Here is a 12,045-nt window from a genome sequence, read left to right as displayed (position 1 = left end):
GATGCTGCATAACTCCATCCTCGACGTGATCGGCCAAACGCCGATCGTGCGTCTGGCCCAGTTTTCCGAAGACCTCGGCATCGAGGTCTACGCCAAGCTGGAGTCCCTCAACCCCGGCGGCAGCCACAAGGCGCGCATCGCCTTGGGCATGATCCTGGATGCCGAGCGCCGCGGTGTGCTGATCCGTGATTCCGGGCAGACCATCATCGAACCCAGTGGTGGCAACACCGGCATTGGCCTGGTGATGGCCGGCAATGTGCTGGGCTACAAAGTGGTGCTGGTGATCCCCGACAACTACAGCCCGGAAAAACAGAAGCTGCTGCGCCTGTACGGCGCCAGGGTCGTGCTGTCCGACAGTCGCCTGGGCAATAACTCCCACGGTGAAAAGTGCATGGAGCTGCAGTTGGAGAACCCCAACTACGTGATGCTCAACCAGCAACGCAATGGCGCCAACCCCCAAACCCACCGTGACACTACCGCCCCGGAAATCCTGCGCGCCTTCGGTGAACAGCGCGTGGACTACTTCGTCAGCGGCATAGGCACCGGGGGCCACATCACCGGTATCGGCGAAACCCTCAAGGCCGCCTGGCCGGCGCTGCGAGTGATGGGCGTAGAGCCGGAGGAATGCGACTTGCTGAAAGACCAGCACGCCGCGCACGCGATCCAGGGCCTGTCGATTGGCCTGATCCCCAGCATCCTCAACCTGGATGTGATCGACGGCATGCTCAAGGTGTCGCACGCCGATTGCCTGGACATGATCAAACGCATCATGCGCACCGATGCCATCAGCCTGGGGCTGTCTTCGGCCGCCAACATGGTCGCCATCGCCCAACTTGCCCCCGAACTGCCGCCCGAAACGGTGGTGTTGACCATGGTCTACGACAATGCCGACAGCTACCTGCCCAGCTTCGAATAACCGGGCTTTTAACCATTCAACATACGGGGGTGTCTCCATGGGGGGCTTTATCGACATGCAACAGCTGCACGATGAGTTGCTGACCCACCTCATCACCACCCTGACGCCCGGGCAGATGAAGCAGCTGGAACCGCACCTGGCGCCGTTGATCCAGAACGCCGCCCAGGCAGTGGCCGAGGACCTGATCGCCTATGCCTATCGCGACCCGGCGTCCCGTGGGCGCGGTGAGTTGATCCTGGAGTCCTACGCCTCGTTCAAGGCCGTGCTGTTCTACCGCCTTGCGCACCTGGTGTGGCATTTCCAGGCCGCTGACAACGGCGAGTTTTCGCGCATGGCCCTCAAGCTGAGCAACCAGGGTAAAATCCTCTCCGGCGCCGAGATTCACCCGGCAGCGCGTATCGGCCGGCGCTTTGTGCTGGACCATGGCTACGGCACGGTCATCGGCGAAACCTGCGTGATCGGCAACGATTGCTACATCCTCTGCGGCGTGACCCTGGGCGCGCGCGGTATCGCCAACAACCCGGACGGCAAGCGCCACCCGCGCCTGGGCAATAACGTCGAAGTCGGCGCCGGCGCCCGGGTGCTGGGCTATGTTTCGATCGGCGACAACGTGTTTATCAGCCCCTCCTGCGTGATTACCCAGGACGTGCCGGCAGGCACCAAGGTCAAGGTGGTCAACCAGATCCAACTGCAAAAAAACGATGAATCGGACCACAGCAACTACCTCGGCGCTTTTGCCCTGGATGAGCGCTTGCACGTGGTGGGCGAAGTGAGTGTCGGCCACAAGGTCACCGTGCTGGACGCCGACTTTCATCCGCTGCAAGGGCTGATGCTCGAACCCACGGTGAAAGAGCGCCACCACCTGCAGTTTCGCCTGCGTCGCCTCGACAACGACGAACAACTGCCACGCCTGCCGCTGAACCTGAAGGTATGCGGGCCGGAATTTGAAATCACCCTGCTCTCTCCCCCTGGCTTGAGCGCACTGGTGCGCCACCTCTTGCAAGCCACCCCATTGATCGTCGGAGGTTGAACATGTCCGTGCATACCATGGAAACCCTGGCGCTGTTCGACAGCGCGCCCTACCAGAACGCCTTCAGCGCCCGGGTGATTGCCGTCAGCGAACAGGGTATCGCCCTGGAGCACACCCTGTTCTACCCCACCGGCGGCGGGCAACCGGGCGATACCGGCCACCTCACCCTGGCCGATGGCACACGGGTGCAAGTGACCGGCACCGTGCGCGACCCGGTATTGCGCTCGATCATCTGGCACCAGGTGGACCACTGCCCCGAACAGTTGGCCGCTGGCGTCCAGGTCGACGCCGGGCTGGATTGGGAGCGGCGCTACCAGCACATGAAGATGCACACCTGCCTGCACTTGCTGTGTTCGCTGATCGACGCGCCCGTGACCGGTTGCAGCATCAGCGCAGATAAAGGCCGCCTGGATTTCGACCTGCCGGAAATGACCCTGGACAAGGACCGCCTCACCCACGACCTCAACGCCCTGATCGAGCAGGCCCACGCGGTCAAGACCCTGTCGATGCCCGCCACCGAGTACGCGACCCTGCTGCAGATCACCCGCACCCAGGCGGTTGCGCCGCCGGTGGTCTCGGGGTCGGTACGGGTGATTGAAATCCCCGGCATCGATATCCAGCCCTGCGGCGGTACCCACGTGCTCAACACCGAGGAAATCGGCCGGGTGTTCTGCGAGAAGATCGAGAAGAAGAGTAAGCACAATCGCCGGGTGATACTGCGGTTTGAACCTGCGTCATTGCCTTTGTAGGAGCGAGCTTGCTCGCGAAAAACGTCAACGACAACGCGTGCTTCCTGAATAAGCGCGGCGCCTATGGGTTTTTCGCGAGCAAGCTCGCTCCTACAGGGGTTAGGGCAAACCAGGTCCAACAGTGAACGTGTTGTTTTTTCAGATCGTGAGCAGGTCCATGAAACGGTTCACAGGCGTCGCCTCAAGCCGTGCCTGATCCTTGCACAATGCAAAAATCTGCGCGCTGTGTTGCGCAGTGAAGCGCGTGGTCAGGTTGGCTTTGAACTTGTCTTCCAGCAGTGGAATGCCGTCCACCCGACGGCGGCGATGGCCAATCGGGTACTCCACCGCCACCTGCTCGGTGCAGGTGCCGTCCGTGAAAAACACCTGCACCGCGTTGGCAATCGAGCGTTTGTCAGCCTCCAGGTATTCGCGGCTGTAGCGCGGGTCTTCGACGATGACCATCTTGTCGCGCAGCTCATCGATGATCGGGTGGGCCGCGTGGAAATCATCTTCATACTGCTCGGCCACCAGGTTGCCGAACGCCAAGGGCACGGCGGTCATGTATTGCAGGCAGTGGTCGCGGTCGGCAGCGTTGGCCAATGGGCCGACCTTGGAAATAATGCGAATCGCCGACTCGTGGGTGGTGATCACGATGCGCTCGATTTCATGCAGGCGATGCTTGACCTGCGGGTGCAGGGCGACTGCCGCTTCACAGGCGGTTTGCGCGTGGAACTCGGCCGGGAAGCTGATCTTGAACAGCACGTTTTCCATCACGTAGGTGCCGTAGGGTTGGGGCAGGCTGAAGGCGCGCTTATCCTCGGGCTTGAGCGCCAGGTCCTTGTTGGTGTGGCTGAACAGCACGTCGTAGAAGCCCCATTGCGGCGCACTCAGCACGCCGGGGATGCCCATTTCGCCACGCAAGGCGATGTCTGCCAGGCGCACGCCGCGGCTCGATGCATCGCCTGCGGCCCAGGATTTGCGTGAGCCGGCATTCGGCGCATGGCGATAGGTGCGCAGCGCCTGGCCATCGACAAACGCATGGGACAACGCCGATAACAGTTGTTCACGGTTGGCGCCCATCAGCTTGGCGGTGACCGCCGTGGAGGCGACTTTCACCAGCAACACATGGTCGAGGCCTACACGGTTGAAGGAGTTTTCCAAGGCAATCACACCTTGGATTTCGTGGGCCATGATCATCGCTTCCAGCACCGCACGCACGGTCAGCGGCGCGTCGCCATTGGCCAGGCGCTTTTGCGACAGGTGATCGGCCACGGCGAGGATGCCGCCAAGGTTGTCCGAAGGGTGGCCCCATTCAGCGGCGAGCCAGGTGTCGTTGTAGTCGAGCCAGCGCACGATGCAACCGATGTCCCAGGCGGCCTTGACCGGGTCCAGGCGATACGAAGTGCCCGGCACCCGTGCGCCGAACGGCACTACGGTGCCCTCCACCATCGGCCCCAGGTGCTTGGTGCACTCGGGGAAGCGCAGGGCCAGCAGGCCACAGCCGAGGGTGTCCATCAGGCAGTTGCGGGCGGTATCCAGGGCATCCTGGGAGTCGATGCGGTAGTTGAGGACGTAGTCGGCGATGTCCTGCAACACCGGGTCGTAGTCGGGGCGGTTGTTGTGGTCGACGTTGGCGCTCATGGCAGTTCTCCTAAAAGTTGGTTGTTCCATCCTCAGGGTCAGGGTTTACGATCGTTCCCACGCTCCGCGTGGGAATGCATCCCGTGACGCTCCGCGTCACAGCGGGACGCAGAGCGTCCCAGGCGGCGTTCCCACGCGGAGCGCGGGAACGATCAAGCTAGAAGGCGTCGCCGGGGATGCGCACGTAGCCTTCCATCAACACTCGCGCACTGCGGCTCATGATGGCTTTCTTCACCACCCATTCACCGTCCACCTGGCTGGCCTCGGCGCCGACGCGCAAGGTGCCGGACGGGTGCCCGAAGCGCACGGCATTGCGCTCTACGCCGCCCGCCGCCAGGTTGACCAAGGTGCCGGAAATCGCCGCCGCGGTGCCAATCGCCACCGCCGCGGTGCCCATCATCGCGTGGTGCAGTTTGCCCATGGACAAGGCGCGCACCAGCAGATCCACATCGCCGGCCTTGATCGCCTTGCCACTGGAGGCCACGTAATCGGCAGGCTTGGCCACGAATGCTACCTTGGGCGTGTGCTGGCGCTGGGCGGCTTCGTCCAGGTGTTTGATCAAGCCCATGCGCAACGCGCCATACGCCCGCACAGTCTCGAACATCGCCAAGGCCTTGGGGTCGCTGTTGATCGCGCCTTGCAGCTCGGTACCGGTGTAGCCCAGGTCTTGGGCATTGATGAAAATCGTCGGGATACCGGCGTTGATCAACGTGGCCTTGAAGGTACCGACGCCGGGCACCTCCAGGTCGTCGACGAGGTTGCCGGTGGGGAACATCGAGCCACCACCGCCCTCTTCTTCCGCCGCCGGGTCCATGAATTCCAGCTGCACTTCGGCGGCCGGGAAGGTCACGCCGTCCAGTTCAAAGTCGCCGGTTTCCTGCACCGCGCCGTCAGTGATCGGCACGTGGGCAATGATGGTCTTGCCGATGTTGGCCTGCCACACCCGCACCACGGCCACGCCGTTATGGGGTACGCGGGCCGCATCGACCAGGCCGGCACTGATGGCGAACGAACCCACCGCCGCCGACAGGTTGCCGCAGTTGCCGCTCCAATCGACAAATGGCTTGTCGATGGAGACCTGGCCGAACAGGTAATCCACGTCGTGATCGGCGCGGCTGCTTTTGGCCAGGATCACGGTCTTGCTGGTGCTCGAGGTGGCCCCACCCATGCCGTCGATCTGCTTGTCATAGGGGTCGGGGCTGCCAATCACCCGCAGCAACAAGGCGTCACGTGCAGGGCCCGGCACCTGCGCCGCTGCGGGCAGGTCCTGTAGGCTGAAGAACACGCCCTTGCTGGTGCCGCCACGCATGTAAGTGGCGGGGATTTTGATTTGCGCTACGTGTGCCATGGTTATCCTCTTCAGGCGGTCGCCTTTGATTCCAGGAAGTCCTGGGCGAAACGTTGCAACACGCCACCCGCCTCGTAGATCGACACTTCCTCGGCGGTGTCCAGGCGGCACGTCACCGGCACCTCGACACGTTCGCCATTCTTGCGGTTGATCACCAAGGTCAGTTGCGCACGCGGGGTACGCTCGCCGACCACGTCATAGGTTTCACTGCCGTCGATCTTGAGGGTGTGGCGGTCGGTGCCTGGCAGAAACTCCAGAGGCAACACGCCCATGCCCACCAGGTTGGTGCGGTGGATGCGCTCGAAGCCTTCAGCGGCAATCGCTTCCACACCGGCCAGGCGTACGCCCTTGGCCGCCCAGTCGCGGGACGAACCCTGGCCATAGTCGGCGCCAGCGATGATGATCAGCGGCTGTTTGCGCTCCATGTAGGTTTCAATCGCTTCCCACATCCGCGTGACTTTGCCTTCCGGCTCGATACGCGCAAGAGAGCCCTGCTTGACCTTGCCGTTTTCCTGCACCATTTCGTTGAACAGTTTCGGGTTGGCGAAGGTGGCGCGCTGCGCCGTCAGATGGTCACCCCTGTGGGTGGCGTAGGAGTTGAAGTCGACTTCCGGCAAGCCCATTTTCGCCAGGTATTCACCGGCAGCGCTGTCGAGCATGATCGCGTTGGACGGCGACAAGTGGTCGGTGGTGATGTTGTCCGGCAGCACCGCCAGCGGGCGCATGCCCTTGAGCGGTCGTGCTCCGGCCAGCGCCCCTTCCCAGTACGGCGGGCGGCGGATATAGGTGCTTTGTGGGCGCCAGTCGTACAGCGGCGTGACCTTGGGCCCGGTGTCTTCGTGGATGGCGAACATCGGGATATACACCGCACGGAATTGCTCGGGTTTTACCGAAGCCTTGACCACCGCGTCGATCTCTTCATCGCTCGGCCAGATGTCCTGCAGGCGGATTTCCTTGCCGTCGGCGTCCAGGCCGAGCACGTCCTTCTCGATGTCGAAACGGATGGTGCCGGCAATCGCATAGGCCACCACCAGCGGCGGCGACGCCAGGAAGGCTTGCTTGGCGTAAGGGTGAATGCGCCCGTCAAAGTTGCGGTTACCCGACAACACTGCGGTGGCGTACAGGTCGCGGTCGATGATCTCTTGCTGGATCACCGGGTCGAGCGCGCCCGACATGCCGTTGCAGGTGGTGCAGGCAAAGGCCACCACGCCAAAACCGAGTTTTTCCAGCTCATGGCCAAGTCCCGCTTCTTCCAGGTACATGGCCACGGTTTTCGAGCCTGGCGCCAGGGACGACTTGACCCACGGCTTGCGGGTCAGCCCCAGCTTGTTGGCGTTGCGTGCCAACAGGCCGGCGGCGATCACGTTGCGCGGGTTGCTGGTGTTGGTGCAACTGGTGATGGCAGCGATGATCACCGCGCCGTCGGGCATTTGCCCCGGCACGTCATCCCATTGGCCGGCAATGCCTTTTGACGCCAGGTCGCGGGTGGCCAGGCGGGCATGGGGGTTGCTCGGGCCGGCCATGTTGCGCACGACGCTGGAGAGGTCAAAGCTCAGGCTGCGCTCGTACCGCGCGCCTTTCAGGTCGTCGGCCCACAGGCCGGTGTGACGGGCGTATTGCTCGACCAGAGCGACCTGCTCGTCTTCGCGGCCGGTGAGTTTGAGGTAAGCGATGGTTTGCGCGTCGATGTAGAACATCGCGGCGGTGGCGCCGTACTCCGGGGCCATGTTGGAGATAGTCGCACGGTCACCCAAGGTGAGTGCCGCAGCCCCTTCGCCGAAGAACTCCAGCCAGGCGCCAACAACTTTCTGCTGACGCAGGAACTCGGTGAGCGCCAGCACCATATCAGTGGCGGTGATGCCCGGTTGCAGCTTGCCGGTCAGTTCCACGCCCACGCTTTCCGGCAAGCGCATCCACGACGCGCGGCCGAGCATCACGCTCTCGGCTTCCAGGCCACCGACGCCGATGGCGATCACGCCCAGGGCATCCACGTGGGGCGTGTGGCTGTCGGTGCCAACACAGGTATCCGGGAAGGCCACACCGTCACGCACCTGAATCACCGGAGACATTTTCTCCAGGTTGATCTGGTGCATGATGCCGTTGCCCGGCGGGATCACATCGACGTTCTTGAAGGCCTTTTTGGTCCACTCGATAAAGTGGAAACGGTCTTCGTTGCGACGGTCTTCAATGGCGCGGTTTTTTTCGAACGCTTGCGGGTCAAAGCCACCGGCTTCGACGGCCAGGGAGTGGTCGACGATCAGTTGGGTGGGCACCACCGGGTTGACCTGCGCCGGGTCGCCGCCTTGCTGGGCGATAGCATCACGCAGGCCGGCGAGGTCGACCAGGGCGGTCTGGCCGAGGATGTCATGGCACACCACGCGGGCCGGGAACCACGGGAAGTCGAGGTCGCGCTTGCGCTCGATCAGTTGGCTCAGGGACGCGTCGAGGGTGGCCGGGTCGCAACGGCGCACCAGGTTCTCGGCCAGGACGCGCGAGGTGTAAGGCAAGGTGGCGTAGGCGCCGGGGGTGATTGCTTCGACAGCCGCACGGGCGTCGAAGAAATCCAGGCGGCTGCCGGGGAGCGGTTTGCGAAATTCAGTGTTCATCGTCAGGACTCGGTCACGGTAAGTGCAAAAGAAGCCGGATCCAGAGTTGGAATGAGACCTAAATGTGGGAGCGGGCTTGCTCGCGAAAGCGGCGTGTCATTCAACACACTCGGCGACTGTTACACCGCATTCGCGAGCAAGCCCGCTCCCACACTTTGATCGGGTTTCCAGCCCGAGATAGTAGTTTTTCAGCGACGTTCGATTGGCACGAACTTGCGCTGCTCAACGCCGGTGTACTCGGCGCTTGGACGGATGATGCGGTTGTTGGCGCGCTGCTCGAACACGTGCGCGGCCCAGCCGGTCAGGCGCGAGCACACGAAGATCGGCGTGAACAGCTTGGTCGGGATGCCCATGAAGTGGTACGCCGAGGCATGGTAGAAGTCGGCGTTGGGAAACAGCTTTTTCTGTTCCCACATGGTCTTGTCGATGGCTTCGGAGACCGGGAACAACACGGTGTCGCCCACTTCGTCAGCGAGTTTTTTCGACCAGCCTTTGATCACCTCGTTGCGCGGATCGCTGTCTTTATAGATCGCGTGGCCAAAGCCCATGATCTTGTCTTTGCGCGCCAACATGCCAAGGGTGCCTTCAACCGCTTCCTGGGCCGAGGAGAAACGCTCGATCATTTCCATCGCTGCTTCGTTGGCACCGCCGTGCAGCGGGCCGCGCAGGGAGCCGATGGCGGCGGTGACGCAGGAATACAGGTCGGACAAGGTTGATGCACACACCCGTGCGGTGAAGGTCGAAGCGTTGAATTCGTGTTCGGCGTAGAGGATCAGTGACACGTTCATGACTTTCACGTGCAGCTCGCTCGGTTTCTTGCCATGCAGCAGGTGCAGGAAGTGGCCGCCGATGCTCGGCTCGTCGGTCACGCAGTCGATGCGCTGGCCGTCGTGACTGAAGCGGTACCAGTAGCACATGATCGCCGGGAACGCGGCGAGCAGGCGGTCGGTGACATCGCGCTGCACGCTGAAGTCTTTCTCCGGCTCGATATTGCCCAGGAACGAGCAACCGGTGCGCATCACGTCCATCGGGTGGGCGTCGGCGGGGATGCGTTCGAGCACTTCTTTCAGGGCCTGGGGCAGGTCACGCAGTTTGCTCAGCTTGTTGCTGTAGGCGTCCAGTTCGGCCTGGGTTGGCAATTCACCGTACAGCAGCAGGTAGGCGACTTCTTCAAACTGGGCGTCAGCGGCCAGTTCGCGTACGTCGTAGCCACGGTAGGTCAGGCCGGCACCGGCCTGGCCCACGGTGGACAGTGCTGTCTGCCCGGCGACCTGGCCACGCAGGCCAGCACCACTCAATACTTTAGCTTCAGCCATGTTCGTTCTCCAATTTTGTAGTTGTTCAGGGAACCACAGGGTTTATTTTTTCGCGGCGAACAGCGCGTCGAGCTTCTGCTCGAAGGTGTGGTAGTCGATGCGATCGTAAAGCTCCATGCGCGTTTGCATGGTGTCGATCACGTTCTGCTGAGTACCGTCGCGACGAATCGCGGTATAGACATTCTCGGCGGCCTTGTTCATGGCACGGAAGGCCGAGAGCGGGTACAGCACAATGGAAACATCCGCAGATTTCAACTGTTCGGTGGTGTACAGCGGTGTGGCGCCGAATTCGGTGATGTTCGCCAGGATCGGCGCCTTCACGCGGGAGGCGAACAGCTTGTACATCTCCAGTTCAGTGATGGCTTCCGGGAACACCATGTCGGCACCGGCCTCGATGCACGCCGCGGCACGTTCCAGCGCAGACTCCAGGCCCTCGACCGCCAGGGCGTCGGTGCGCGCCATGATCACGAAGCTGTCATCGGTACGCGCATCCACGGCGGCCTTGATGCGGTCGACCATCTCCTGCTGGGACACGATTTCTTTGTTCGGGCGATGACCGCAGCGCTTGGCGCCAACCTGGTCTTCGATATGGATGGCAGCGGCGCCGAACTTGATCATCGACTTGACGGTACGCGCCACGTTGAACGCCGAGGAGCCGAAACCGGTGTCCACGTCCACCAGCAGCGGCAGGTCGCACACGTCGGTAATGCGGCGCACGTCGGTGAGCACGTCATCCAGGCCGGTGATGCCCAGGTCTGGCACGCCGAGGGAGCCGGCGGCTACACCGCCGCCTGACAGGTAAATCGCCTTGAAGCCGGCGCGCTTGGCCAAGAGCGCATGGTTGGCGTTGATGGCGCCCACCACTTGCAAGGGCTGCTCGCTGGCGACGGCGTCACGGAAACGTTGGCCGGGAGTGCTGTTGTTGTTGGAACTCATGACTCACCTCGTGATGAAGGCGCACCGTCCGGGAAGTGACGGGCAATGTTGCGTTTGGAGGCGCCGATGTGCCGGCGCATCAACAGTTCGGCCAGTTCACCGTCGCGATCGGCAATCGCGTCCAGAATGCGGTGATGCTCGGCAAAGGCCTGGCGTGGACGATTGGGGGTGGCGGAGAACTGGATGCGGTACATGCGCACCAATTGGTACAGCTCGCCGCAGAGCATTTGGGTGAGGGTGCGGTTACCGGCGCCTTGAATGATGCGGTAGTGAAAATCGAAGTCGCCTTCCTGCTGGTAATAGCCAACACCCGCCTGGAACGCCGCGTCCCGTTCGTGGGTGTGCAACACCTGGCGCAGTTCTTCGATTTCCGCGTCGGTCATGCGCTCGGCGGCCAGGCGACAGGCCATGCCCTCCAGGGACTCGCGAATTTCATACAGTTCGACCAACTCGGCGTGGCTCAAAGACACCACGCGCGCGCCGACATGAGGCACCCGCACCAGCAGGCGCTGGCCTTCCAGGCGATGGATCGCTTCGCGCAAAGGGCCGCGGCTGATGCCGTAGGTGCGCGCCAGCTCCGGCTCGGAAATCTTGCTGCCGGGGGCGATTTCGCCTTTGACGATGGCGGCCTGGATACGCCGGAAGACGTTCTCCGACATGGTCTGGGAATCGTCCGGTGCCACCGCTGGTTTTTCCAGTTGCTCCAACATATTGTCGACACCTTGAAAAGCAATGCCGCAAAAACTAGTCAATTAGCCGCGCATAGTCAAAGAATAAATACACATTGTCGACAATCGTCTAATAACCGCCTCATTCGCTTGCGAAGGCATGGCCGCCTGCCAGCGCTGGCGCCAAAAAAGCATCATGTTAGAATGCCCGCCGCTTTTGCCTGACATCAGACGATGAAAGGGCGCACCCGAGATTGCGCAGCAATGCCAGTCGCCATGAAATGAACAGTGCACTGCCCTGCCTCAGGATTTATGAGACTCAAGCCTTACCTACTAGTGATGTGCCTGCTGTGCATACCGAGCCTTGGCGCTGGCGCCGAGAAGACCGTGTACGGCCTGAATGAATACGCCAAGCTTGCAGGTATCGACCTGGAAGTGGCGGCCAAACTCGACACCGGCGCCAAGACCGCCTCGTTGAGTGCCCGCGATATCAAGCGCTTCAAGCGCAATGGCGAATCCTGGGTACGCTTCTACCTGGCCATCGACACCGCCCATTCCCACCCCATCGAACTGCCCCTGGCGCGTGTCAGCAAGATCAAGCGCCGCGCCGGCGACTACGACCCCGATGAGGACAAGAACTACACCGCCCGCCCAGTGATTGCGCTGGATATCTGCATGGGCAGTGCTTTACGCAGCATCGAAGTGAACTTGACTGACCGCAGCGCATTCCAATACCCGCTGCTGATTGGCTCCGAAGCCTTGAAACGCTTTGATGCGCTGGTCGACCCTAGTCTTAAATATGCAGCAGGCAAACCCGCCTGCGCCGCCGACGCTTAATACCGCCGAGTAAACC

At 62.2% G+C, this 12,045-nt stretch carries 10 protein-coding genes; 4 read left to right on the top strand and 6 right to left on the bottom strand.

Annotated elements, in window-relative coordinates; all coding sequences use genetic code 11:
• Position 1: 1 nt before the first annotated feature.
• From CRN80_RS17230 to CRN80_RS17220, 3 genes are read left to right on the top strand one after another with little or no spacing between them, the layout of a single operon-like run.
• Entirely contained in the window at positions 2 to 916 is a 915-nt protein-coding gene (locus tag CRN80_RS17230; protein WP_032895794.1) for a PLP-dependent cysteine synthase family protein, read from the top strand.
• A gap of 37 nt (positions 917 to 953) precedes the next feature.
• Positions 954 to 1,946, top strand: a complete 993-nt coding sequence (locus CRN80_RS17225) for a serine O-acetyltransferase (protein ID WP_003193308.1) — start codon at positions 954 to 956, stop codon at positions 1,944 to 1,946.
• A gap of 2 nt (positions 1,947 to 1,948) precedes the next feature.
• Positions 1,949 to 2,695 carry an alanyl-tRNA editing protein gene (locus CRN80_RS17220; RefSeq protein WP_032895793.1) on the top strand — a complete coding sequence of 249 codons (747 nt, stop codon included), beginning with the start codon at positions 1,949 to 1,951 and terminating at the stop codon, positions 2,693 to 2,695.
• A gap of 138 nt (positions 2,696 to 2,833) precedes the next feature.
• On the opposite strand, the gene prpD is transcribed toward CRN80_RS17220, so the two are convergent.
• From prpD to CRN80_RS17190, 6 genes are all read right to left on the bottom strand, one after another.
• Positions 2,834 to 4,318 carry a 2-methylcitrate dehydratase gene (gene prpD, locus CRN80_RS17215; RefSeq protein ID WP_098950662.1) on the bottom strand — a complete coding sequence of 495 codons (1,485 nt, stop codon included), beginning with the start codon at positions 4,316 to 4,318 and terminating at the stop codon, positions 2,834 to 2,836.
• Positions 4,319 to 4,475: 157 nt separating this feature from the next.
• Positions 4,476 to 5,666 carry a 2-methylaconitate cis-trans isomerase PrpF gene (gene prpF, locus CRN80_RS17210; protein ID WP_020302624.1) on the bottom strand — a complete coding sequence of 397 codons (1,191 nt, stop codon included), beginning with the start codon at positions 5,664 to 5,666 and terminating at the stop codon, positions 4,476 to 4,478.
• Positions 5,667 to 5,677: 11 nt separating this feature from the next.
• A complete protein-coding gene (gene acnD, locus CRN80_RS17205) occupies positions 5,678 to 8,272 on the bottom strand; it encodes a Fe/S-dependent 2-methylisocitrate dehydratase AcnD (protein WP_044275119.1) in 2,595 nt (864 codons plus the stop codon).
• Positions 8,273 to 8,460: 188 nt separating this feature from the next.
• Positions 8,461 to 9,588 carry a 2-methylcitrate synthase gene (prpC, locus tag CRN80_RS17200; protein ID WP_003193317.1) on the bottom strand — a complete coding sequence of 376 codons (1,128 nt, stop codon included), beginning with the start codon at positions 9,586 to 9,588 and terminating at the stop codon, positions 8,461 to 8,463.
• A 42-nt stretch (positions 9,589 to 9,630) separates the two neighbouring features.
• Entirely contained in the window at positions 9,631 to 10,524 is an 894-nt protein-coding gene (gene prpB / locus CRN80_RS17195) for a methylisocitrate lyase (protein ID WP_003193320.1), read from the bottom strand.
• Entirely contained in the window at positions 10,521 to 11,234 is a 714-nt protein-coding gene (locus tag CRN80_RS17190) for a GntR family transcriptional regulator (protein ID WP_003193321.1), read from the bottom strand. The genes prpB and CRN80_RS17190 overlap by 4 nt, the downstream gene beginning before the upstream one ends.
• Before the next feature lie 270 nt (positions 11,235 to 11,504).
• Here CRN80_RS17190 and CRN80_RS17185 point away from each other — a divergent pair, with 270 nt between their 5' ends.
• Positions 11,505 to 12,029, top strand: a complete 525-nt coding sequence (locus CRN80_RS17185; protein WP_014719501.1) for an ATP-dependent zinc protease — start codon at positions 11,505 to 11,507, stop codon at positions 12,027 to 12,029.
• The last annotated feature ends 16 nt before the right edge of the window (positions 12,030 to 12,045 follow it).

This window comes from Pseudomonas sp. FDAARGOS_380 (genome assembly GCF_002591235.1).
GTDB lineage: Bacteria > Pseudomonadota > Gammaproteobacteria > Pseudomonadales > Pseudomonadaceae > Aquipseudomonas > Aquipseudomonas salmasensis.
The sequence above is the reverse complement of the archived record's forward strand: the minus strand, read 5'-3'. Positions and strand labels throughout refer to the sequence as shown.

Bases quoted from the DNA above. Each gene is read 5' to 3' on its own strand.
- CRN80_RS17220 (WP_032895793.1), top strand. From the start codon at position 1,949: ATGTCCGTGCATACCATGGAAACCCTGGCGCTGTTCGACAGCGCGCCC.
- CRN80_RS17230 (WP_032895794.1), top strand. From the start codon at position 2: ATGCTGCATAACTCCATCCTCGACGTGATCGGCCAAACGCCGATCGTG.
- CRN80_RS17185 (WP_014719501.1), top strand. From the start codon at position 11,505: ATGAGACTCAAGCCTTACCTACTAGTGATGTGCCTGCTGTGCATACCG.
- prpD (WP_098950662.1), bottom strand. From the start codon at position 4,318: ATGAGCGCCAACGTCGACCACAACAACCGCCCCGACTACGACCCGGTG.
- CRN80_RS17190 (WP_003193321.1), bottom strand. From the start codon at position 11,234: ATGTTGGAGCAACTGGAAAAACCAGCGGTGGCACCGGACGATTCCCAG.
- prpF (WP_020302624.1), bottom strand. From the start codon at position 5,666: ATGGCACACGTAGCGCAAATCAAAATCCCCGCCACTTACATGCGTGGC.
- prpC (WP_003193317.1), bottom strand. From the start codon at position 9,588: ATGGCTGAAGCTAAAGTATTGAGTGGTGCTGGCCTGCGTGGCCAGGTC.
- prpB (WP_003193320.1), bottom strand. From the start codon at position 10,524: ATGAGTTCCAACAACAACAGCACTCCCGGCCAACGTTTCCGTGACGCC.
- CRN80_RS17225 (WP_003193308.1), top strand. From the start codon at position 954: ATGGGGGGCTTTATCGACATGCAACAGCTGCACGATGAGTTGCTGACC.
- acnD (WP_044275119.1), bottom strand. From the start codon at position 8,272: ATGAACACTGAATTTCGCAAACCGCTCCCCGGCAGCCGCCTGGATTTC.